The 22,587-nt window shown below is 65.4% G+C and carries 21 protein-coding genes; 8 read left to right on the forward strand and 13 right to left on the reverse strand.

The window, feature by feature from the left end; genetic code table 11:
- Nucleotides 1-204: 204 nt before the first annotated feature.
- On the forward strand, nucleotides 205-1,104 hold the full coding sequence (locus MUG94_RS09760; RefSeq protein WP_227907648.1) for a macrolide 2'-phosphotransferase: 900 nt from the start codon (nucleotides 205-207) through the stop codon (nucleotides 1,102-1,104).
- A 97-nt stretch (nucleotides 1,105-1,201) separates the two neighbouring features.
- Here MUG94_RS09760 and MUG94_RS09765 read toward each other — a convergent pair whose 3' ends face one another.
- Nucleotides 1,202-2,065, reverse strand: coding sequence for a helix-hairpin-helix domain-containing protein (locus tag MUG94_RS09765; RefSeq protein WP_227907647.1), 864 nt, complete (start codon nucleotides 2,063-2,065; stop codon nucleotides 1,202-1,204).
- Between the two features lie 126 nt (nucleotides 2,066-2,191).
- Nucleotides 2,192-2,731, reverse strand: a complete 540-nt coding sequence (locus MUG94_RS09770; protein WP_227907646.1) for a hypothetical protein — start codon at nucleotides 2,729-2,731, stop codon at nucleotides 2,192-2,194.
- 205 nt (nucleotides 2,732-2,936) lie between these two features.
- On the opposite strand from MUG94_RS09770, the gene MUG94_RS09775 reads away from it, so the two are divergent.
- Nucleotides 2,937-3,431 carry a hypothetical protein gene (locus MUG94_RS09775; protein ID WP_423724331.1) on the forward strand — a complete coding sequence of 165 codons (495 nt, stop codon included), beginning with the start codon at nucleotides 2,937-2,939 and terminating at the stop codon, nucleotides 3,429-3,431.
- Here MUG94_RS09775 and MUG94_RS09780 read toward each other — a convergent pair.
- From MUG94_RS09780 to MUG94_RS09790, 3 genes are all read right to left on the reverse strand, one after another.
- Nucleotides 3,428-4,429 (reverse strand): DegV family protein, encoded by a 1,002-nt coding sequence (locus tag MUG94_RS09780; RefSeq protein WP_227907644.1) that lies wholly within the window; start codon nucleotides 4,427-4,429, stop codon nucleotides 3,428-3,430. The genes MUG94_RS09775 and MUG94_RS09780 overlap by 4 nt on opposite strands.
- Before the next feature lie 46 nt (nucleotides 4,430-4,475).
- A complete protein-coding gene (gene leuS / locus MUG94_RS09785) occupies nucleotides 4,476-6,974 on the reverse strand; it encodes a leucine--tRNA ligase (protein WP_423724329.1) in 2,499 nt (832 codons plus the stop codon).
- A gap of 232 nt (nucleotides 6,975-7,206) precedes the next feature.
- The gene (locus tag MUG94_RS09790; RefSeq protein WP_227907643.1) at nucleotides 7,207-7,758 is read right to left on the reverse strand and encodes a GNAT family N-acetyltransferase; all 552 of its coding nucleotides are present in this window, start codon (nucleotides 7,756-7,758) and stop codon (nucleotides 7,207-7,209) included.
- 147 nt (nucleotides 7,759-7,905) lie between these two features.
- On the opposite strand from MUG94_RS09790, the gene MUG94_RS09795 reads away from it, so the two are divergent.
- Nucleotides 7,906-8,976 (forward strand): sigma-70 family RNA polymerase sigma factor, encoded by a 1,071-nt coding sequence (locus MUG94_RS09795; RefSeq protein WP_227907642.1) that lies wholly within the window; start codon nucleotides 7,906-7,908, stop codon nucleotides 8,974-8,976.
- A 33-nt stretch (nucleotides 8,977-9,009) separates the two neighbouring features.
- On the opposite strand, the gene MUG94_RS09800 is transcribed toward MUG94_RS09795, so the two are convergent.
- From MUG94_RS09800 to MUG94_RS09820, 5 genes are all read right to left on the reverse strand, one after another.
- Nucleotides 9,010-10,005, reverse strand: a complete 996-nt coding sequence (locus MUG94_RS09800; RefSeq protein ID WP_227907641.1) for an SDR family oxidoreductase — start codon at nucleotides 10,003-10,005, stop codon at nucleotides 9,010-9,012.
- Nucleotides 10,002-10,937 (reverse strand): bile acid:sodium symporter family protein, encoded by a 936-nt coding sequence (locus tag MUG94_RS09805; protein WP_227889983.1) that lies wholly within the window; start codon nucleotides 10,935-10,937, stop codon nucleotides 10,002-10,004. Before MUG94_RS09805 ends, MUG94_RS09800 begins: the two co-directional genes overlap by 4 nt.
- Nucleotides 10,937-12,343 carry a flavin-containing monooxygenase gene (locus tag MUG94_RS09810; RefSeq protein WP_227907640.1) on the reverse strand — a complete coding sequence of 469 codons (1,407 nt, stop codon included), beginning with the start codon at nucleotides 12,341-12,343 and terminating at the stop codon, nucleotides 10,937-10,939. The genes MUG94_RS09805 and MUG94_RS09810 overlap by 1 nt, the downstream gene beginning before the upstream one ends.
- A gap of 204 nt (nucleotides 12,344-12,547) precedes the next feature.
- Nucleotides 12,548-14,068 (reverse strand): glycerol kinase GlpK, encoded by a 1,521-nt coding sequence (glpK, locus tag MUG94_RS09815; protein ID WP_227889985.1) that lies wholly within the window; start codon nucleotides 14,066-14,068, stop codon nucleotides 12,548-12,550.
- Between the two features lie 65 nt (nucleotides 14,069-14,133).
- Nucleotides 14,134-14,871, reverse strand: a complete 738-nt coding sequence (locus tag MUG94_RS09820) for an MIP/aquaporin family protein (protein ID WP_227907928.1) — start codon at nucleotides 14,869-14,871, stop codon at nucleotides 14,134-14,136.
- A gap of 290 nt (nucleotides 14,872-15,161) precedes the next feature.
- Between MUG94_RS09820 and MUG94_RS09825 the strand changes: the two genes are divergently transcribed.
- The 3 genes from MUG94_RS09825 to MUG94_RS09835 are packed head-to-tail and all read left to right on the forward strand — an operon-like array spanning nucleotide 15,162 to nucleotide 18,012.
- Complete coding sequence (locus MUG94_RS09825) at nucleotides 15,162-15,998, forward strand: aldo/keto reductase (protein WP_227907639.1); 837 nt, start codon at nucleotides 15,162-15,164, stop codon at nucleotides 15,996-15,998.
- A complete protein-coding gene (locus MUG94_RS09830) occupies nucleotides 15,998-16,918 on the forward strand; it encodes an alpha/beta fold hydrolase (RefSeq protein ID WP_227907638.1) in 921 nt (306 codons plus the stop codon). The genes MUG94_RS09825 and MUG94_RS09830 overlap by 1 nt, the downstream gene beginning before the upstream one ends.
- Nucleotides 16,919-16,920: 2 nt before the next feature.
- Nucleotides 16,921-18,012: a glycosyltransferase family 4 protein gene (locus MUG94_RS09835; RefSeq protein WP_227907927.1), complete on the forward strand. Its 1,092-nt coding sequence runs from the start codon at nucleotides 16,921-16,923 to the stop codon at nucleotides 18,010-18,012.
- Between the two features lie 30 nt (nucleotides 18,013-18,042).
- Here the strand turns inward: MUG94_RS09835 and MUG94_RS09840 are convergent, their stop codons facing one another.
- From MUG94_RS09840 to MUG94_RS09850, 3 genes are all read right to left on the reverse strand, one after another.
- On the reverse strand, nucleotides 18,043-19,227 hold the full coding sequence (locus tag MUG94_RS09840) for a GmrSD restriction endonuclease domain-containing protein (protein ID WP_227907637.1): 1,185 nt from the start codon (nucleotides 19,225-19,227) through the stop codon (nucleotides 18,043-18,045).
- Nucleotides 19,228-19,420: 193 nt separating this feature from the next.
- The gene (locus MUG94_RS09845; protein ID WP_227907636.1) at nucleotides 19,421-20,440 is read right to left on the reverse strand and encodes an NADP-dependent oxidoreductase; all 1,020 of its coding nucleotides are present in this window, start codon (nucleotides 20,438-20,440) and stop codon (nucleotides 19,421-19,423) included.
- 58 nt (nucleotides 20,441-20,498) lie between these two features.
- Entirely contained in the window at nucleotides 20,499-20,930 is a 432-nt protein-coding gene (locus tag MUG94_RS09850; protein WP_227907635.1) for a MarR family winged helix-turn-helix transcriptional regulator, read from the reverse strand.
- Between the two features lie 143 nt (nucleotides 20,931-21,073).
- Between MUG94_RS09850 and MUG94_RS09855 the strand changes: the two genes are divergently transcribed.
- Entirely contained in the window at nucleotides 21,074-21,835 is a 762-nt protein-coding gene (locus MUG94_RS09855; RefSeq protein WP_227907634.1) for an ABC transporter ATP-binding protein, read from the forward strand.
- Entirely contained in the window at nucleotides 21,832-22,566 is a 735-nt protein-coding gene (locus MUG94_RS09860; RefSeq protein ID WP_227907633.1) for an ABC transporter permease, read from the forward strand. The genes MUG94_RS09855 and MUG94_RS09860 overlap by 4 nt, the downstream gene beginning before the upstream one ends.
- Nucleotides 22,567-22,587: the final 21 nt, after the last annotated feature.

Below are 22,587 nucleotides of genomic sequence, written 5' to 3' on the forward strand. Positions count from 1 at the left end.
AATCTTCATGGTCTGCCAGGTCTTCCCTCAGCGCCCTGTGCCCTGTTTGCTACAGCGAACTGTGCAGCCCGGTCCGCCTCAACGGTGGTCGACCGTACTGTGGATAACCTTTAAAGGTCGGGAGATATGCGAAGAGACTTGCGTGAGAGGGCGGTACCGATCGCTGCAGGTGCCGCCAGGGCGGACAGCTGACAGGATGGTCCAATGAACACGCTTGAAGATGCCATTGCGCTGGCCGCCTCCCACGGCCTGCAGGTGTCCGCCGACGGTGCGACCCTAAACGAGGCGGGCTTGGACTACCGCGTTGTCATGGCCTCTGATGCGACCGGCCGCCGCTGGGTACTGCGGATTCCGCGTCGTACGGACGTGTCCCAGTCAATGGCCGGCGAGGTCCGCATCCTCAATCTGGTGGCACCGGTTCTCGCGGCTGAAGGGATAGCGGTTCCGGATTGGCAGATCATAGCCCCGGACCTGATTGCCTACCCGGCTCTGCCCGGAGCCCCGGGCTTGACCCTGTCCGGGACCGGGGAGATCCTCTGGCACATGGATCCGGCCAGCCCGGACTACGCTGCCCGTCTGGGCTCCCTGCTGGCCTGTCTACACTCTCTGGGTGCGGCGGAGGCCAGGGCTGCGGGCGTAGAGGTCCGATCGCCCGGGCAAGTCCGCCAAGCATGGCGGGACGACATCTCCCGGGTCAGTGCAGAGTTCACCGTCGCCCCGGCTTTGTCCACGGCATGGCAGAACTGGCTCGAAGACGATACCTGCTGGCCGGAGGAGACCGTGATGACCCACGGGGAGATCTACCCTGCACACGTCCTCTTCGACGAAAACGGCGTGATCACGGGGATCCTGGATTGGACGACAGCCCGCGTAGACGACCCCGCCCGGGACCTGGCCGCCCAATACGGCGCCGCCGGGGAGGAAATGCTGCAGGCTACCCTCACCGCTTACGAGCAGGCCGGTGGACACCTGCACCCGGGTCTGGCCGCCCAGGCCCGGCACCTGTGGGAGGCTGCGCCGCTCGGGTATGCGATGTATGCGCTGACCACGGGCGCTGAGACCGACCGGGCCACAGCGGCCGCCATGCTCAATCCGGAAGCCTGACCCCGGGTCCGTGGGTCATCGCCTACCGGACATCGCTTACCGAATATGGCCGTGATACGCCGGAACAATCTGCCGGCGGATCCGTTCCCTTCGGAGGCTAGACGGTAATAAGCGGCAGCAGGGCGGCGAGCATGGTCTCGCCGATACCGGGCACAGCGTCCAGATCCTCAGGCCGGGAGAAGCTGCCGTGTTCCTCGCGCCAGTCAATAATGCGCTGGGCGATGACGGGTCCGATCCGGGGCAGGGAATCCAGCTCCTCCAGTGAAGCGGAGTTGATGTTGAGCAGCGCTCCTGGACTGCCTGCTCCCCCGGAGCCGGTTGTTCCACCGCCACTGGACCCGGCGGCATTCTGCCCGTTTCCCGCCGTCCCCGCACCCAGATCCGGGCCCGACACCGGTGGCGGGTTTCCAGCAGGTTCTCCGATCCGGGGAACAACCACCATCATGCCATCCTGCAGTGGAGCCGCCAGGTTCACCGAGGCAAGATCGGCGTCGGTTGCCGTTCCTCCCGCTGCATCCACTGCGTCACCGGCCCGGCTGCCGGAGGGAACCTGCACCACGCCCGGACGGACCACGGCACCGGCCACATGGACAACCAGGACCGAGGGTGCCGCAGCAGGATCCGAAGTGCCTGGTGAGGCGGTCTCTGACCCCGGACCGCCGTCGGTCCGGTCAGCGACACTACCGTCCGTGCCGTGTCCTCCGGCAACACCTGGCCCTTCTGGCTCAGGGCCTTCATCGCGTCCGGACTCAGGATGCGCGGTGGAGTCCGCTCCTCCCTCAGCCAGCTCGACGCTGCCGACCTCCACATTTGTTCCACCGCCACGAAGCACGGTGACGCCTGCCGTGAGGCCGATCAGCAGACAGACGGCAAGGACAGCACCGCGCAAGGACATGAGCCAGCGCCGCCGGGGCGTTCGCGTTGCGGTGGAGGATGCCGTGTCCCAGCGGTGTTCTGCCATGAGACAAAAGCTAACGCAGCGCCGGAACGGGTTCGGAAGAACCTCCTGGCTCTGTGCAGAACTGCTGCTGCTCCGCGCTTTCCATCCACCCTGTGCAGGAAGGTTCAGCGGATTACCGCAATGGGGTCACGGAGAAGATTCCGAAGTCGGGGCATCAACAGGGACGGGCCAGCGGCCGGTGGCCTCACGGTAATCAATGGCCCGCAACAGGGGCCGCAGATCGTAGGCGGTGGTGTTCATGCTGAGCTTCACTCCGTGAACGGACCTCACGTCCACGAATTGCTGCCCTCTCAACCGGTACACGCTGTAATGCACAATCTCCCGGTAGTGGATGACCTGCTCCTTGCCGAGCACACTGCGGAAAACCACCTGATACGGTCCAGTCACCATGTAGAAATTGCGGTACATGGCGATGAAACCGATTCCGGCTGCAAGAGTCGCCGCCGAAGCGATTCGGGCATCGAGCTGGCCCTCTGACGAGCCAAAGGCCCATATCCCCATAAGAAGCCCCACCAAGACGAAGAGCCATCCAATAAAGGCAATGAACTTGGGCATCCTCACCCGCTCCGGATAATCCTTGGCTCGGTTGGGGAACTTCCTCGCCCACCAGGCAAGTGCTGCAATTGCCAGGGTCATGGCTATGTTGAGAGCGGCCTCCAGGGACATCCTTGATCTGCCTATCGTTCGTGTGTCCGGGGAGCGGGAGCAGTTCCACCCCGGATGATGCTTGAAATAATCTACCGCCTATTGCGCCGGCGGCCACTGTTCGCTTGCTGTGTGCCCAAGGAGCGGCCCGGTAAGATTGACGGTGCGCATGACCCGATCTCCGGGCCTGCGTACGCCCCCACCCCTATCCAGGAGCCCGAACCCGTTGAATAAGAAGTCCCTCCAGACCGACGGGTTCACCGGATTCCGGTCCGTGAACACCCTGGACATCAATCGGATCCCGCAGCGGCAGGGACTCTTCGCTGTTGTGAGGCCGCAAGGCTTTGAACCCCGGTTCCTCCGTACCAGCACGGCCGGCGTCTTCAAAAAGAAAAACCCTTCTCTGCCCAAGGACAAGCTCGCCGCTGAGTGGGTGCCGGAAGCGGACATACTGTTTATTGGCAAGGCCAGCCCCGGCAGCACAGGCAACCGCGGGCTCCGGCGCCAGATCTCTGAATTTGTGGACTTCGGAAACGGCTTGCCGCCGGGACACTGGGACGGCCGGCTGATCTGGCAGCTGGCGGACTCGGAAGACCTTCTCCTGGCCTGGAAGGAGCGGCCGGCTGAACAGCTCAACCCGGCGCTGGCGGCATACCACGCGCAGTTCCTGCAGGCTTACGGCAAACTGCCGTTCGCCAATCTTGTCCAGGCCCGGCTTTAGTTCCCGCCGGAACTGCTTCCCGGTCCGGCCTCCGGCCCGGAAACCTGCACCTGGGGCGCAGCTCCGGAATCGCCGCTCACTGCCACCGCCAACACGCCAAGGCCGGCATGTGCGGCCAAGACCGCGGGCAGCGAGCAGATCATCAGCTCGACATCGGGTGCGGCGTCCGCAATGGCTCCGGCCAGACGCTCGGCCTCCACTTCATTGCCAAAGTGATGCACCGCCACCCGCACCCGCCCGGTGCGTGCGGTGATGTTCTGCCGCACGAGTTCGGTGAGCCGGGCCAGCGCCCGGGGCGCGGAGCGCACCCGCTCCAGCGGGACCACCTTGCCCTCACGCACCACCAGGATCGGCTTGACAGCAAACAGGGTGCCAAACCAGCCGGCGGCGGCGCTGATCCTGCCGCCGCGGCGCAGCTGCTCCAGGCTGGGAACGTAGAAAAGTATGCTGGCGGACTTCGCCGCGGCGCGTGCCGCATCGGCCACGGCCGCCGCTGTTCCGCCGTCGCGCGCCGTTTCCGCAGCGGCGGCGACGGCGAAACCCACGCCCATCGCCACACTGGCCGTATCGATGACGGTCACGGGAATGGCAGCGGTCCGGGCCGCCAGCCGGGCGGAATCCACGGTTCCGGACAAGTGGCCGGAGAGATGCAGCGAGACAATCGAGGAACAGCCCGCCGCAGCCAGCTCTGCATAGGCCGTCTCGAACTGTCCCGGCGCGGGACGGGAGGTCCGTACGTCGGACCCCTGCGCCAGAGCCAGCGCGAGGGCGCCGATCATGCGGTCGGTGCCCTCGCTGTAAATCTGGTCGCCGATCATGACCGGCATGGACACCACGCGCACCAGGTCGGTGACCTCGGCGGAAGAAGCCCAGTTTTCCGGCAGCGCAGCGGCGGAGTCTGTGACCACGCCGACCCGGGGTGCGGGGGCGGTCCCGGTTTCCCGAAGCCGCCCCCGTTTGGCGCGCGCGGACAGCTTGTCCAGCCAGTCCACGTTCATAGGTCCCCCGAATCGGCGTGCACGGTGTTCTGTCGTGAGCGCCAGCCTACGCCGGAACGATGTTCACGAGCTTCGGAGCGCGCACGATCACAGTGCGGATGCCGCGGCCGTCGAGCGTTTTCTGCACGGCGTCCGAGGCCAGGGCCAGTTCGCGCAGCTCCTCCTCGCTGATGTCGGCGGGCACCTCCAGGCGGTCGCGGACCTTGCCCTGCACCTGGACGACGGCGGTGACCGTGTCCTGGACCAGCAGCTTTTCGTCCACGGCAGGCCAGCCGGCGTTCGCCACGGAGGCCGGACGGCCCAGCAGCGCCCACAGGTCCTCGGCGGTGTACGGGGCGAACAGGCTCAGGATGATCGCCACGGTCTCGGCGGCTTCGCGGACCGCGGGGTCCGCTCCGCCGACGCCGGAGTCGATCGCCTTGCGGGTGGCGTTGACCAGTTCCATGGTCCGGGCCACCACCACGTTGAACTTGTTGTTCTCCAGCAGCTCGGTGGCGTCGGCCACCGTGCGGTGCGTCAGGGCGCGCAGCTTCTTGTCGCCGGCGGCGAAGTCGACGCCGGGTTCGCTGGTGACGCCCTGGCCCAGGCGCCAGGCGCGGGCCAGGAATTTCGCGGAGCCCGACGGCGAAACGTCCGCCCAGTCGACGTCGTCCTCCGGCGGGGAAGCAAAAATCATGGTCAGGCGCACGGCGTCCACACCGTACTTGTCCAGCTGCTGGCCCAGGTCAACGCCGTTGCCCAGGGACTTGGACATGGCCTTGCCGCCGTTGAGGACCTGGCCCTGGTTGAGCAGCGAGCTGAAGGGTTCGCTGGTTTCCAGCAGGCCCATGTCATGGACCACCTTGGTGAAGAAGCGCGCGTAGAGCAGGTGCAGGATGGCGTGTTCCACGCCGCCCACGTACTGGCCGACCGGCATCCAGTTCTTCGCGGCCTCCGGATCGAACGGTCCGTCGGTGTAGTGCGGGGAAACAAAGCGCATGAAGTACCAGGACGAATCCACGAAGGTGTCCATGGTGTCGGTGTCGCGCTTGGCCGGGCCGTCGCAGTTGGGGCAGGAAACGTTGACCCAGTCCTCGGCGGAAGCCAGCGGGGAGGTGCCCTTCGGCGCCAGTGCCTCACCCTTCAGCCCGGTGGGCAGCGTGACCGGCAGCTGGTCATCGGGAACCGGAACCTCGCCGCACGTCTCGCAGTGGATGATCGGGATGGGCGTGCCCCAGAAGCGCTGGCGGGACAGCAGCCAGTCGCGCAGGCGGAAGTTCACGAACTTCTCGCCCGTGCCCTGTTCCTCGAGCATTTCGATGGCAGCGGGAATGGCTTCGGACTTGGGCAGCCCGTCCAGCTTGCCGGAGTTGATCAGTGTGCCTTCACCGGTGGTCGCGATGCCCGTCTCCGCCGGATCCTCTTCGCCGGTGTCCAGGACGGCCTTAACCGGCAGGTTAAAGGTCTTGGCGAAGTCCAGGTCGCGCTGGTCATGCGCGGGCACGGCCATGATGGCGCCGGTGCCGTAATCGGCCAGCACGTAGTCGGCGGCCCAGACGGGCAGCTTCTCGCCGTTGAGCGGATTCACGGCGTAGCGGCCGGTGAAGATGCCGGTCTTGGTGCGCTCGGTGGACTGGCGCTCGATGTCCGAGAGGGCCTTCACCTGCTCGCGGTAATCCAGCAGGGCGTCCATATTCTCGTCGGTGGTCAGCTCAACTGCCAGCGGGGCGTCGGCGGCGACGACAAAGAAGGTGGCGCCGGCCAGGGTGTCCGGGCGGGTGGTGAAGACGGTGACCTGCTCGGCCGGCTTGTCGCCGTCGGCCTCGATGGTGAACCGGACGTGCGCGCCTTCGGAGCGGCCGATCCAGTTCTTCTGCATCGCCAGCACGCGCTCGGGCCAGTGGCCCTTGAGCTGGTCCATGTCATCCAGCAGCCGGTCGGCGTAGTCGGTGATCTTGAAGTACCACTGGTTCAGCGACTTCTTGGTGACCTGCGTGCCGCAGCGCTCACAGGCGCCGTTGACAACCTGCTCGTTGGCCAGCACGGTCTGGTCCTTGGGGCACCAGTTGACCGGGGAGTTCTTGCGGTAGGCCAGGCCGCGCTCGTAGAAGCGCTTGAACAGCCACTGGGTCCAGCGGTAGTACTCCGGATCGGAGGTCTGGATCCGGCGTGACCAGTCAACGCTGATGGCGTAGCGCTTGAACGACGCGGCCTGGGTGTCGATGTTGCGGTAGGTCCAGTCGCTGGGGTGCGCGTTGTTCTTGATGGCCGCGTTTTCAGCGGGCAGGCCAAAGGAGTCCCAGCCGATCGGGTGCAGCACGTCGTAGCCGAGCTGGCGCCAGTAGCGCGCGACGACGTCGCCCATGGCGAACGCTTCGGCGTGGCCCATGTGCAGGTCACCGGAAGGGTACGGGAACATGTCCAAGACGTAGCGGCGTTCCTTGGAACCGTCGTCGGCGGGCTGAAACACACCGAGCTCGTCCCAGACCGCCGGCCACTTCTGCTCAATGTCCGCAAAACTGTATACGGCCTCTTCAGACTCATCCGTCTGTGACTGCGTACTCACTGTTGTCGCCTCTGTCCTCAAAGAAATCCTGTTGATCCGCGGTTGCCGGTCCGTGCCGGTCCCGCCGCTTAAAACTCAAGTTTCGCCACGCTCTTCCCCAGACACACAAAAGCCCCTCGGCAGGCAAGGGGCTGAGCCACGCACGGACGGTGCGCGGCTACCTAAGGAGGAGGAAAGCGTTCATCTTTCCACTTTACAACAGCCGCCCCGTTGCGGCAGCCGCGCCACAGCCTCATGACGGACTGATCGCATACAGCAGCGAATCCTCCCACTGGCCGCGGATCAGCTTGTGCGCGGGCAGGCGGGCTTCCAGCGCCATTCCGGTTTTCTCCAGCACCCGGGACGAAGCGGCGTTGCCCGGCCGGCAGGTGGCGCGGATGCGGTCCAGTCCCAGCACTGTAAAACCAAAGTGCACGACGGCGGCCGCCGCCTCGGTCGCGTAGCCGCAGCCCCAGCGGTCTGCGGCGATGACATAGCCGACCTCGCCGGTGCCGGCGTCGTCAAGTGTCAGCCCCACGGAACCGAAGGGCGGACCCGCAGCCGGTCCCCCGCCGTCGTGGTCGGACACGGTATCGGACGCGGTGATGGCAAAAGTGAACGCCCGCCGGGGATCCTGTTGTGTCTCCGCCAGGCAGGCAGCGAGGAAATCCCGGCTGTCCTGCGCGGTGTTGGGACCCCATTCGACGTATTCGGTCAATCGCCGATCGGATGCAAAGCGGTGCACGGCAGCTAAGTCTCCGCGGCGGTAGCTGCGCAGGAGCAGGCGGGGCGTGTGCAGTTCCATCCGCTGATTCTGCCGTATCCAGGCGGTATTCTCGGCCGCGACGTATCTTTTGGGCGTGCCCGTGCGTCTACCGGGTAAGGACATGGCGCAATGCCATGCTTTTTATCCAGGCACCGCCTTGGGCGGGGAGAACGAGGGGAAACGGCAATGGCACTCAGGACAGGCACGGAAGTCGAATCGGCAACGGCCTTTGAAGCCCGCACAGCAACAGAGACACCGGCATTGGCGGACAACAGGAGCCGTCTGCGGCAGGCCCGGCGCGACTTCCTGGTGGAGTTGGAGCCTGCGCGGGCCTCCGTATACGCGTATTGCCGCAGCCTGACCTCCACCGTCTGGAATGCCGAAGACCTGCTGCAGGAAACCCTGACGAAGGCCCTGGCGGAAGCATCCCAGCGGCACGAACCCATCCTGGACACTCAGGCGTGGCTCGTTCGGATTGCCACGAACACCTGGATAGATTCACTGCGCCGCAGCAGCCGGCTGGCTCTGGAGTGGACCGATTCCGCCCCGGAACTCCCGGACGAGACCGCTCCTGATCCGCTGGCGAACCTGGACGTAGAGTCTGCCCTCCGTCAGTTGCTGCACCTCCTGCCCCCGCGGGAGCGGGCGTGCGTGGTCCTCAAGGAAGTGTTCTCCTATTCCCTGGCCGAGATTGCCGGCATGCTGGAGACGACTCCGGGCGCCGTGAAGTCTGCCCTGCACCGCGGGCGCACCACCCTCCAGGAAACCCGCAGCGGTTCGGATTTGGGTGCGTCTTCTTCCGCAAATCCCGGGACTGAAACCGGCGCCGTGCAGCCGGCGGAACACGCGCTGCTGCTGCGCCGGCTGGCGGAGGCCTTCAACGCCTATGACATTGATGCCATGGTGGACCTCTTCCTGGCGGGCGGGCGGTCCGAGGTAATCGGCAATGTCAGTGAAACCGGACACGAACAGATCCGCACCGGGTCCATGACCCACACGTTCGGCCCGGACGCCGCCGAACTTTACCGGGCAACTGTCCATCACTTCGGCGGTGAGGACATCATCCTGCTGTGGGAGCGGCCGAAGGAAACGCCGGAGGCCCCCGGGGTGGTGGCGGATGTCCTGCGCGTGCGCGCTGCCCACGGTGCGCCGCTCATCGCGGAACTGAAGTGGTACTTCTTCTGCCCCGAAGTTCTGGCCGAGGTGGCCGGCGGGCTGGGGCTGCCGTTCAAGACCAACGGGGTGAGCTACTTCTAGCCTCAGCCGCGGACCTGTTGCCGGCCGCGGAATCTAGCTGCGGCCGGCAGCAGCCTCGTCGGCGTTTACCTCGGCAGCGGCAGCGTCCCTCGCGGCCCGGAACTCCAGAAAGGCCTCCCTGCTGGTGCGCGAGGGCGTAAAGCCGAACTCATTCTTGAGTGCCGTATTGTCCAAAACCGGCCGGTAGCGCAGGAAACGGAGCTGCTCCGGTCCGTGCACGGTCAGCTTCAGCTTGTGTCCCAGCCACAGCCCGGCGGCCAGCAACGGGGCCGGCACGCTGATGGTCCGCTTTCCCATGAGCGAAGCAATCTCGCGGACCGTCAGTGCGCCGTCGCCTGCCACGTTGTAGATCCCGCTGCGGCCGGTGAGTACGGCCCGCACCATGGCGTCAGCGACGTCCTCATCCCAGATGAAGACAAACGGCGAGTCGCTGCCGGCCACCCGCAGCAGCCGGGGTGCATCAAAAAGGGCGGTGATCTGGTTACTCACCCGCTTCCCCAGAATGGTGCCGATCCGGAAGATGGTCTGCTTTAGTTCCGGATGGTCGCTGCGGACCCGGGCGAGCTCCTCTTCCACCAGCCGTTTGTGCCGGGAGTAGGCGAACTCGTCATTGCCGCGCAGCGGATGCCCTTCGGCGAGCCAGGGGGCGTTGTCAGGGTGATAACCGTAGGCCGCCCCCGAGGAGGAAATGACCACATGCTGAACCCCGGCGGAAATGCAGGCGGCCAGGACATTCCGCGACCCAACCACGTCCACCTGGAACTCCTGTTCCCTGCTGGTGTCTTTGCCCGGGTTCACGATGGCCGCCAGATGAACCACGGTGTCGATCCGGTGCGCCTGCAGCAGCCGGCCGACGTCCGGCGAGCAGACATCGGCCAGCGCGTAGTCAACGCCGTCGAGTCGGCGCTCAGCGGCGGGTTCGCGGATGTCCAGGCTCAGGACGGAGCCGATCCCGGGGTCCGCTGCCAGCCGGGCAACGACGGCGCTGCCCAGGAATCCATTGCCGCCGGTCACACACACCCGGTTCACAGTGCCGCCTCCCGGGGTTCCCCCGCGGCAGCAGCCCGCCGGGCATCCCTCCGCCGCCACCATGCGGCCAGCAGCAACCCGGCCAGGATGTCCCAGATCCCCCACCACGCTGCGACCATGGCCATGCCGCCCAACCCGGAGAAAAACGTTAGGGTCAGTCCCAGTCCCAGCCCGGTGTTGCGGGCGCCCACCTCGAAGGTGACAGCCCGCCTGCTGGCTTCATCCAGCCTGACGGCCGCAGCGCTCCAGTAGCCAACGGCCAGCGCGATGGCGTCATGGAGCAGCACCACCAGGAAGATCGTTCCCAGATGTTCTCGCAGCGGTTCCAGATTGCTGGCCGTTCCCGCGAGGATAAAGGCCAGGAGAGCTATCAGCCCGATCCGCTGCACCCAAGGCCGGAACCGGTCCGTTATCCCGGGGAAGCGGCGGGCCAATGGCATTCCCACGGCAAACGGAACTCCGATAATCAGCAGCACCTGAATCAGCATTCCGCCGCGGTCCAGCGAGAAGTCGCGCATCAGCGAGGCAGTGGACGGACTCAACGCCGCCCAGAAAGCCACATTCAGGGGCATCACGATGATGGCCACCAGGTTGGACACCGCAGTCATGGACGCCGAGAGCGCGACATCGCCGTGTGCCCGGTGGGTGAGGACGTTGGAAATTCCGCCCGGCGGACAGCAGGCCACCAGGATCATTCCAAGCGCAATGGACGCCGGGACCTGCAGGGCCAGAGCTATGCCAACCGTGACCGCCGGCAGCAGCAGATACTGTGCCGCGATGCCCAGCACCACCGCTTTCGGGCTGCGCAGCACGGTGCGGAAATCCGACGGCCGGACCTCCAGGGCGATCCCGAGGATGATGACGGCCAGGACCACGTTCAGGATCACCAGCGAGCCGGGAGAAAAGTTCAGTACGACGTCGTCAATGGGCATCAGCGCTGCACCTCCGCCATGGCGGGCACGGCGGCCCCGGCAGTTCCGGCGGGTCCGCCTGTTCCGCCAGGTTCGGTAGGTCCGCCAGGTTCGGAAAGCTGGGCCAGATGTGCTGCCAGCTCCGCCCGGTAGGCATCCTTGTTGACGTAGTAGCTCATCCGGTCCAAGCCAAGGTAGCGGTAGCCGCCGGTGACATCCGGCGAGGGTCCGCCGATGGTGTTGCCGAAAGCCTCGGCGGCAACAGGCGCGTCCCGCTGCGCAGCGAGATACGCAGCCACCAGCTCGGCCTGGCGGTACCGCCCCTCCCAACCGAGGCCGGAAGCTTCCACCATGCCCACCACCATCAGGTTCTTGGCCGCGCGGCTGAAGATGTTCAGGTAGAGATCCGGTGACGGGCCGTGCCAGCCCAGCAGCTCCGGCTTCAGGAACGGGTAGTCCAGGATGTAGCCCGTGGCACAGAGCAGCAGGTCATACTCCTCCGACCTGCCGTCCCGAAAATGCACTGTGCTGCCCTCCAGCCGGTCAATATCCGGCTTTACGGCAAGATCGCCATGACCGAGATGGTGCAGGATCAGGGAGTTGACCACCGGATGGGATTCGTAGATCCGGTAGTCCGGCTTCGGGAAGCCGAACCGGGCCGGGTCCCCGGTGAACATCCGCAGCAGCCGCTTGTCGATGAACTGCTTGAGCGGCCGGGGCAGCGGTTTGCCCTGGTTCAGCGTGTCAGTGGGCCGGCCAAAGACGTACTTCGGCACAAAGTAATAGCCGCGGCGGACGCTGATGTCCACGGCGGCGGCGTGGTGGACGGCGTCCACCGCAATGTCACAGCCGCTGTTTCCGGCGCCCACGATCAGCACGCGTTTGCCGGCAAAATCGGTGGCCTTCTTGTACTGTGCCGAGTGCCGGATTTCGCCGGCGAACTCCCCCTTGAAGGAAGGCAGGAAGGGTGTGTGCAGGGTGCCGGAGGCAACGACGACGGCGCTGAACCTCCCGCGGCCCGCTCCGTCCGGCCCTTCCCAGGCAACAGTCCATTCTCCGTCCCCGGAGGGAACCGCGCTGGTGACCCGAGTGGAAAAGCGAATGCGGCGCTGAAGGCCGAAGGTCTTCGCATATCCGCGGAAGTACTGCCGCAGATGGCTGTGGCCGGGATAGTCCGGTGTGCCGGCCGGCATGGGGTACTCGGCAAACTCGGTGGTGGATCTTGAGGAAATGAGATGTGCCGATTCGTAGACCGTGCTCGCCGGATTGTCGATGTTCCACAGTCCACCCACGTCCGTGAACTGTTCAAAGCCGATAAAGTCCAGCCCCTGGCGGGCGAGTGCCCGCATGGTGGCCAGACCGCTCGGTCCGGATCCGATGACAGCGACCGGCAGTCCGCCGCCCCCTGCTGCTGTGGAGAATTCCAATACCCGCGCCCGCTTTCGTGACCTGCATCACCTTTGATGCTGCTGGAACGCTACCGAAGTGTTCACAGCGGGTCAAACCGCCTCACCGGCCGGCGGCAGATCCCTTGACGCATGAAAAGGGCCCCGGCGTTTTGCCCGCCGGGGCCCAATCCTCACTTGGCGTCCGGAGACGCCCAGTTGCCGTCCGAAGACGCCGCGTGCTGGTTACAGCACGTCGTCGTCAACCCAGTCGAAGGTCCGCGTGACGGCCTTGGACCACAGGCGCATCTGACGCTGGCGTTCGCTGTCTTCCATCTGGGGGGTCCAGCGCTTGTCTTCGGCCCACTTGGTCTCGAGCTCGTCGGTGTCGTTCCAGTAGCCCACTGCCAGGCCTGCCGCGTAAGCAGCACCCAGGGCTGTCGTCTCCACGATCTTGGGGCGGACCACGTCCACCCCAAGGATGTCGGCCTGGAACTGCATGAGCGCCTCATTGGCCACCATGCCGCCATCCACGCGCAGTTCGGTGAGCGGAACTCCGGAGTCGGCGTTGACGGCGTCGAGCACCTCGCGCGTCTGGAAAGCCGTGGCTTCCAGGGCCGCACGGGCGATGTGGTTCTTGTTCACGAAGCGGGTCAGCCCGACAATCGCGCCGCGCGCGTCGGAACGCCAGTGCGGAGCGAAGAGCCCGGAGAAGGCCGGAACAATGTAGACGCCGCCGTTGTCGGTGACCTCGTTGGCCAGACGCTCAATCTCCGGTGCGCTCTGGATCATGCCGAGGTTGTCGCGCAGCCACTGAACCAGCGACCCGGTGACGGCGATGGAACCTTCCAGTGCGTACACCGGCTTGGAATCGCCGATCTGGTACGCAACGGTGGTGATCAGGCCGTTCTCGGAACGGACAATCTCCTCACCGGTGTTGAAGATGAGGAAGCAGCCGGTGCCGTAGGTGTTCTTGGCGGCACCCTGGCCAAAGGCGGCCTGGCCGAACGTGGCGGCCTGCTGGTCGCCGAGGATGCCGGCAACGGGCGTTTCGCGCAGCAACTGCGAGGTGTGCACCGTGCCATAGACCTCGGAGGAGGACTTGATCTCCGGCATCATCGACAGCGGAACACCGAAGTCCTTGAGGATGTCTTCGTTCCAGGTCAGGCTGTCCAGGTTCATGAACAGCGTGCGCGAGGCGTTGGTGACGTCGGTGATGTGCACGCCGCCGTCGGTTCCGCCGGTCAGGTTCCAGACAATCCAGGAGTCGGTGTTGCCGAAGAGCAGGTCGCCGGCTTCGGCACGTTCCCGTGCACCCTCAACGTTGTCCAGGATCCACTTGATCTTGGTGCCCGAGAAGTACGTGGCCAGCGGCAGGCCAACGCGGTCCTTGTACCGGTCCAGGCCGCCGTCATTGGCCAGCTCGTTCACGGTGGGCTGCGTGCGGGTGTCCTGCCAGACAATGGCGTTGTAGACCGGCTTGCCTGTGGTCTTGTCCCAGACCACTGCCGTTTCGCGCTGGTTGGTAATGCCGACGGCGGCAATATCGTGCCGCGTCAGGTTCGCCTTGGACAGTGCGGTACCGACGACTTCGCGGACGTTGGTCCAGATTTCCTCGGGATCGTGTTCCACCCAGCCGGCGCGGGGGAAGATCTGCTCGTGTTCCTTCTGGCCGGTAGAGACAATGTTGCCGTCGTGGTCAAAAACGATCGCACGGCTGCTGGTGGTGCCCTGGTCAATCGCAATGATGTAACTCTGGTCAGGCATGGTTCGCTCCTTTTACAGGGGGACGTACAGGGATGCGGCGGAAACAGACCGCCCGGGGAAAAGCCTTAGACAGCAGGCATCGGAATGCCGTTGAAGACAATGCCGGCCAGCGCCCCGCCAATGATGGGCCCGACAACCGGCACCCATGCGTAAGCCCAGTCGCTCTTGCCCTTGTTGGGAATGGGCAGCAGCGCGTGGACGATGCGCGGGCCGAGGTCACGCGCAGGGTTGATGGCATAGCCGGTGGGGCCGCCCAGGGAAGCGCCAATGGCAAGCACCAGGAGGGCGACGGCCAGCGGGCCCAGTTCATTGGGGGTTCCACCGAAGGACAGAATGACGAACACCAGCACGAACGTGCCGATAACTTCCGTCACGACGTTCCAGCCGTAGGAGCGGATGGTCGGGCCGGTGGAGAACACGCCCAGGATGTTCTCTGCATCGGGTTCGTCGTCGAACTGTTTCTTGTACGCCAGCCAGGCCAGCACGGCACCCAGCATTGCGCCAAGCAGCTGCGCAACCAGATAGACCATCACGGAGGCAAAGCTGGTCTCCACTCCGGGTGCCAGGTCTGAACCGTTGAAAAGCAGACCCATCGTCACTGCCGGGTTCAGATGCGCGCCTGATTGAACCGCCACGAACACACCGGCAAACACGCCAAGTCCCCAGCCGAAGTTCACCAGGAGGAACCCTCCTCCGTTGCCCTTCGTCTTGCGCAGGGCCACGTTCGCGACCACACCACAACCAAGCAGGATCAGCATTGCCGTTCCCGCAAACTCACTGAGGAATACCTCACCGAGAGTCACCATTGACTTCTCCATCCTTTGATTGGAAACCAGCCGATTGCCCGCTGGCCTGTCTCAACTGTGCCATGGCTCCCTCCCCGGGTGGACCCACAGCCGGCAGCAGCGCCGCCGTCGCATTTGCGAAATACTGCTGTTCTGCATTAGTGCGTTCCAGCGTTGCCCCACACACCGTATCTGCCGGATCGGGAGGCGGTGCGCGAAGACAGAACGTTTCCGCGGTCAGACTTACCGGCCAACCGTACTCGGGCTGAATTCACTCGGCAACCATCATCCTCGGTAGAGTCTTGTGCATGGAACCGGCACCCAAACTTACCCTCAACAACGGCGTCCGCATGGATCAGGTGGGCTTCGGCACCTACAAGGTACCCGCTCCTGACGCGGCGGATCTCGTCACTCTGGCCCTCGGCACCGGATACCGCCATGTGGACACGGCGGCGTTGTACGGCAATGAAGAGGGCGTGGGCGAGGCGGTACGAGAGTTTGTCGCAAACGCGAATGTCAACCGTAATGAGATATTTCTCACGTCAAAAGTCTGGAACACGGACCAAGGTTACGACTCCACCCTGCGTGCCTTCGACGCCACCATGGCACGCCTGGGTCTGGACACCCTTGACCTGTACCTCATCCACTGGCCCTGCCCCGAGCGGGGGTTGTTCATTGACACGTACCGGGCTTTGGAGGAGCTGTACCGCTCCGGCCGGGTTCGCGCCATCGGGGTGTCCAACTTCCAGCCGGACCACCTGCAGCAGTTGATGGACGCCACCGACGTGGTCCCTGCCGTCAACCAAGTGGAACTGCACCCCTGGCTGCAGCAGCGTCCGCTGACCAAGCTGCACCAGGAGCTGGGCATCCGCACCGTTGCCTGGAGCCCGCTGGGCCGCGGTGCCGTCCTCGCCGATCCGGTCATCACCTCCATCGCCGCAGACCTGGGAGTCTCGCCCGCCCGCGTGATCCTGCGCTGGCACATGGAACAGGGGAATATCGCCATTCCCAAGGCCAGTTCCGCCGAGCGCATCGCGGAGAATCTGGACGTCTTTTCATTCGAATTGACACCCGAGCAGCAGGCCGCCATCGCCGGTTTGGACCGGAACCAGCGCTCCGGATCCCATCCGGACAAGGTCAACTAATGCGCACAGCACCACGGGACAGGCAGGTGGCAGACATTAGGCTGACGCGCAGCGCGGATGTCCGCACCCTTGCGGTGGACGGCACCCTCCAGCGCTGCTGGGACTTTCCGGCAGTCCCCGGACACCCCTCGGGTTCCCCGATCTTCATGGTCCATGGGTTCCGCGGCGACCATCACGGCCTGCTGCGCGTGGTGGAGGCACTTCCCCAACACCGGATCCTGGTGCCCGATCTGCCGGGCTTCGGATCCGGGCAGCCGCTGCCGGGAACGCACGACGTCGGGGCGTACGCCGGCTTTGTTGCCGCTTCGCTGTCCTCCGAGATACTTGGCCTCGGCCCGGATACGGTTTTGCTGGGCCACTCCTTCGGCTCCATCATCGCGTCCCGGGTGGCCGCGGAACACCCGGAGCTGCTCAGCGAACTGGTCCTGGTCAATCCCATCTGCGAACCGGCATTGGAAGGCCCCAAAGGCATCACCAGCAAAGCCGCCGAACTTTACTATCTGGCCGCTGCCCGCCTGCCCGAGTCGCTGGGCATGGCCCTGCTGCAGCACCCGGCCATTGTCCGGGGCATGAGCATCTTCATGGCCAAGACCCGGGACCCTGCACTGCGGAGCTGGATCCACGGACAGCACTCCGCCTACTTCAGTGCCTTCGCCAACCGCGACGTGGTGCTGGACGCCTTCCGTGCCTCCATCTCCACGACCGTCCGGGACAGCGCCGAACAGCTGGCCATGCCCGTCCTCCTGATCGCCGCGGAGCGCGACGACCTCGGCTCCGTGGCCGGACAGGAGCGGTTGGCCGCGCTCATCCCTGATGCCGAGCTGCACGTCCTTCCCGGCGTTGGCCACCTGGTCCACTACGAAGCGCCGGCCGAAGCAGCACGGCTGATTTCCGATTTCCTGCTCCGGAGACACGCATGACACTGCGCATAGCCGTGGACGCCCGTTTCACCCGCATCGATCACCATGACGGAATCAGCCGCTACGGCGCCTCCCTGATCGAAGCTGTGTCCCGGCACGCTTCTGTACTGATGCTGATTTCCGATGAACGGCAGCTGGCCCTGCTGCCGGACCTGCCCTGGGTGAAAATCAACAGCCCGCTCTCCCCCGCCGAGCTCCTGGTGGCCCTGCGCGTGAACCGGTACAGCCCCGACGTCGTCGTGTCTCCCATGCAGACCATGGGCAGCTGGGGACGACAGTATCCGCTGATCCTGACCCTGCATGACCTGATCTACTATTCGAATCCGACGCCGCCCGGTTTCCTGCCGCTGCCGGTGCGGGCACTGTGGCGCCTGTACCACCTCGCGTACTGGCCGCAGCGGCTGCTGCTGAACCGGGCCGACGTCGTCGCCACCATCAGCGACACCACCCGCGCGCTCATGCAGCAGCACCGGCTCACCCGGCGTCCGGTCCGCATTGTCGGCAACGCTCCCCAGCCCGGTGCCCTTGTCCGGGATCCCGATGAAGCCCCGGACAAGAGCCTGCTCTACATGGGGTCCTTCATGCCCTACAAAAACGTGGAAACCGTGATCCGCGGCATGGAGCACCTGCCCGGCTACACGCTGCACCTGCTGAGCCGGATCACCCCGGAACGGCGCCGTGAGCTCGAAGCACTCGTGCCGCCGGGGACCGACGTCGTGTTCCACAACGGGGTCAGCGACGAGGAATACGAGGACTTGCTGCGCACCTCCACCGCACTGGTGACGCTGTCCCGGGCCGAAGGGTACGGGCTGCCGATGATCGAGGCGATGGCGCTGGGAACGCCCGTGGTGGCCAGCGACATTCCGATCTTCCGTGAAGTTTCGGGCGGGGCAGCCCTGCTGGCGGATCCGGACAGCCCCAAGGAGTTTGCGGATGCAGTGCTCACGCTGGCGGATCCGCAGCGCTGGCGGCAGGTCTCGGAGGCCGGACTGCGGCGCGCCGCGGAGTATTCGTGGGACACCTCTGCCGTGCAGCTGGTGGAAGCAGCACAGGAGGCCGTCCGGCAGCATCAGGCCGGCCGTTCAGGCAGGTAGTCCGCCCGGCGGCTTACCTGCCTGAACCGATCAATTCTCGCAGCCGACCCCATCGCCGTCGCGGTCAAACTTGGACTGCCACCCCGGGTCTCCTGCCCGTATCGGTGCAGCACCGGCAGCCTTCACGGCATCGCAGTTCTCATAGTGGACATCCTCCGGGGCGGCCGGCACCGGATCAGGTGCGGGGGCCGGATCAGGTGCGGGGGCTTCTGCGGGGACCTGCACTGTCGCGGGAGCAGGTTCCGGTGCGACGATGACACCGCCGTCGGCAGGAACCGGCTGGTCTGGGCACGATGAGGTGAGGATCCCGCGGATCGCGTCGGATTCAGCCTGTGTCATCCACAGCCCGTATTTGGCCTTCACTGCAGTCTGAAGGGCCACGTACTCACACCGGAATCCCTTGTTCGGTGGAAGCCACGTTGCAGCGTCACCGTCGCCCTTGGCACCGTTGGCGGGGCCGTCCACGGCGAGAAGATTCAGCGGGTCATTGGCGAATGCTTCACGCTGGTTTTGTGCCATCTGCTGGGCCCCCTTCTGCCAAGCGTCGGAGAGAGCCACCACATGGTCGATCTGGACAGCGTTGGAAGTGCCTTCCCCGCGCACGAAGTTGATCACAGACCCCGTGAACGGATCCAGCAGGGTGCCGGCGGCGACAACACAATTGTTCGTCCCCGGCTTGACGCTCACCGATTCCAGGTCGCGCCGGAGGATATCGTTGCGCTGGTCGCAGCCGTTGCGGTCAATGTCCTTCCACGCGGGCCCAAACAGTTCCCGGTCGTAACCGGTCTTCGGAGCCCGGCCCTTGATCGGGATGGTGTCCAGCTGGGCCAGGGCGGTGCCGGCCGCTGCAGGCGCCGGTGCAGCCGCTTCAGGCTCAGGCTCCGGTTCGGGCACCGCCTCGGTGGTCACCTCGGGAGTCGGCTGGGAGGTGGGCTCGGGTTCAGGTGTTCGGACCGGGGCCGGTGTTGCCGAAGCCGACGGCGATGAAGCAGGTGCCGGATCAGAGGCCGGCGAAGGATCCTCGAGCTCGGCGGTGGGAGCAAGGGTGGCGGCCACGATCAGCGTTACGACCGATGCGGCCACCGCGATGGCTCCGCCACGCCGTCCGGCAGGGATCCGGGCCCAGGACCGCCGGCCGGTGACGAGGACGTACAGACCGGTGAGCAGACCGGAGAAGGCCAGCAGTGCCAGGCCGGTGGTGACGTTGTCGGTCATAGGGCTCCTTTCCAGGGATCACTTCCCCACTAAAAAGGTTAATCCGAGTGCGGCAACCGCCTGAATCACGCGGCTCCGGACAGTCCAAGGCTCATTCACTCGCACGGGTCCCGGGCACAGAAACAGGGAAGGGGCGGAACCCGAAAGTCCCGCCCCTTCCCGCTGGCACCAAGGGTTTGGCTACCGCAGCAGATCAGGCCTGCAGTGTCACGATCATTTTGCCCTTGTTGGCGCCCTTCATCAGGTCGATGAAGGCCCGGGGAGCGTTCTCGAGTCCGTCCACGAAGGTCTCGTCGTAGCTGACCTTGCCGTCCTGAAGCCAACCCGACATCAGTCCGGCAAACTCATCGGCGTACTGGTTGTAGCTTCCGACGATGAAACCGCGCAGCGTCAGTTCCTTGCCGATGGCAAGGGCGAGGTTGCGCGGGCCGGTGGGTGCGTCAGTGGCGTTGTACTGGGAAATGGCGCCGCACATGGCAATCCGGCCGTACTTGTTCAGCACCGCAATGGCTGCTTCGAGGTGCTCGCCGCCCACGTTGTCGAAGTACACGTCGATGCCGTCCGCACCGGCGGCCTTTTTCAGTGACTCCTTGACGGGTCCGTCGTGGTAGTTGAACGCCTCATCGAAGCCCAGGTCCAGCAGGTGCTGCACTTTTTCCGCTGATCCTGCGCTGCCGATGACCTTCTTGGCGCCCATGGCCTTGGCGATCTGGCCCACCAGTGATCCGACGGCGCCGGCGGCACCGGAGACGAAGACGACGTCGCCTTCCTTGAACTCTGCAACCTTGGTCAGCCCTGCATATGCCGTCAGGCCGGTCATGCCCAGCACGCCCAGGTAGGCGGAGGCGGGGGCCGCCTCTGTGTCGATGACGCGGGCGCGCTTGCCGTCCAGGACGGCGTAGTCCCGCCAGCCGAGGCCGTGCAGGACTTTGTCGCCGGGCCGGTGTCCCTCGGAACGGGACTCCACCACCTCACCGATGGCACCGCCGTCGAGCGGGGCGTCGATCTGGAAGGGAGGAACGTAGGATTTTACGTCATTCATGCGCCCGCGCATGTACGGATCCACGGACATGTACAGGTTGCGCACCAGCACCTGTCCCTCCTCCAGCTCGGGTACGTCCGTTTCGGAGAGGCGGAAATTCTCGTCAGTGGGCCAGCCTTCGGGGCGGGAAGCGAGCTGGATTTCGCGGCTGGTCTGGGGGTAGTTCGTCATGGACGTACCTTCCTTTGCTGGGCCCGGGGGCCCGGTGGGAGTAGGGAAATTTCAGTGGTCAGCGTGCCGCTGTTCGGAGGGCCTTGGTCACTTTTGTGAGTGTTTCCTGCAGTGCGCGCAATTCTCCGGACTCCAGTCCGGCAGCTTGGGCCACCTGCTGCGGGAGGTGCCGGGCTTTCTCCTGCAGGGCGCGGCCTTCCTCCGTCAGATGGACTTCGACCCGGCGCTCATCGGCAACCGAACGGAGGCGCTGTACCATCCCGGCGGCTTCGAGCCGCTTGAGCAGGGGCGAGAGCGTGCCCGAATCAAGCTCGAGGGATCGTCCGAGGTCCCGAACGGTCACGCCGTCGTTTTCCCACAGCACCGTCAGCACCAGGTACTGGGGATAGGTCAGGCCAAGTTGCTCCAGCAGCGGCCGGTACACCGCGGTGGCAGCCCGGGACGCCGCGTACAGTGCAAAGCAGACCTGCCGGTGGAGGGAATCACTCATCCGCCCAACGTAGCCCACAATTGAGTTGTGCACAACCAATCTTGGGGATCGGTTTTCACGTTTGCGTTCCGGTTTCCCGCCGGATGCCTGCAGGATGGCCCGGCCCGTTGACTGCATCCGGCTCCGGGGGCAGAGTCGGCCACATGCCGCCTCCAAACCCGACAGATCCGCCTCCAACACCGGCAGGTTCGCCAACAGACGCTCCAGCCATCCACGCGGCCGGACTCCTGGTGCGGCGGGGCGGAACCACCGCATTGGACGGCCTGGACGTCACTGTTCCCCGCGGACAGGTCGTAGGACTTTTAGGTCCCAGCGGCAGCGGCAAAACCACCTTTATGCGGGCTGTCGTGGGTACCCAGCGGATCACAGACGGTTCGGTTGAGGTGCTCGGTTCCCCCGCGGGCAGTCCGGGACTGCGCCGCAAAGTCGGCTACCTGGCGCAGGGAGCCGGCGTCTATGACGATCTGAGCGTCCTGGAAAACCTGCGCTACTTCGCCCGGATCGTGGGAGCCCCTGCCACTGACACGGACCGGGTGATCCGGGAAACCGGTCTGGGCGGGCAGGCCGGACAGCTTGCCGGCAGCCTCAGCGGCGGCCAGCACCGCCGGGTCTCGCTGGCCGTGGCCCTGCTGGGCGCCCCGGAGCTGCTGATACTCGACGAGCCCACGGTGGGACTGGACCCGGTCCTGCGGCGGGATCTGTGGAACCTTTTCGCGACGCTGGCCTCACGCGGCGTGAGCCTCCTGGTGAGCAGCCATGTGATGGACGAGGCCAATCGGTGCGGCCGGATCCTGCTGCTGCATGAGGGGCGTCTGCTGGCCGATCTGACGCCGGCGGAGCTGCTGGAACGCACCGGCGCCCCCGATGCCGACAGCGCTTTCCTTACCTTGCTGGGCGCGGCATGAATCCGCCCCTGGCGCTGGCCACGGCGGCACGGGTACTGACGCAGATCCGGCATGATCCCCGGACCGTGGTCCTGCTGCTGCTGGTGCCGAGCCTGCTGATCGGCCTGTTGGCCTGGATTTTCCAGGACACCGGCGTGTTTGGCGACCTGGGACCGGCACTGCTGGGGCTGTTCCCCTTCATGGTCATGTTTCTGGTTACCAGCATCACGACCCTGCGGGAACGCCGTTCCGGCACGTTGGAGCGCCTGATGACGCTGCCGCTGGGGAAGTTCGATTTCATTGCCGGCTACACGCTCGCTTTCGGGCTGCTGGGCATGGTCCAATCCCTGATTGCCTCGGCCTTCGCCGTCTGGGTCTGCGGGCTCGACGTCGAAGGAAGCCTCTGGCTGCTGGTCACGGTGGCTGTGGCCGATGCGGTGCTCGGTGCCACCCTGGGCCTGTTCGTCAGCGCGTTCGCCGGCACCGAGTTTCAGGTCATCCAATTCATGCCCGCCCTGGTGTTTCCCCAGATCCTGCTGGGCGGCATCTTCATCCCCCGGGACCGGATGCCGGCGGTCCTGGAAGCGGTGTCCGACTGGCTTCCGCTGTCCCACGCCGTGGAGGCGCTGAACCTTGTCGCCGACGGCAGCGGTTCCACGGCCGAGATCCTCCGTGAGATCGGCATCCTGGCTGCCTTCGCGGTTGTCTTTGTTGTCCTGGGCGCCGTCACGCTGCGCCGCCGCACAGCCTGAGGCGTCAGCACGGGGAAGGCA

The sequence above is a fragment of the Arthrobacter gengyunqii genome (assembly GCF_023022985.1).
In the GTDB taxonomy this organism is placed as follows: Bacteria; Actinomycetota; Actinomycetes; order Actinomycetales; family Micrococcaceae; genus Arthrobacter_B; species Arthrobacter_B gengyunqii.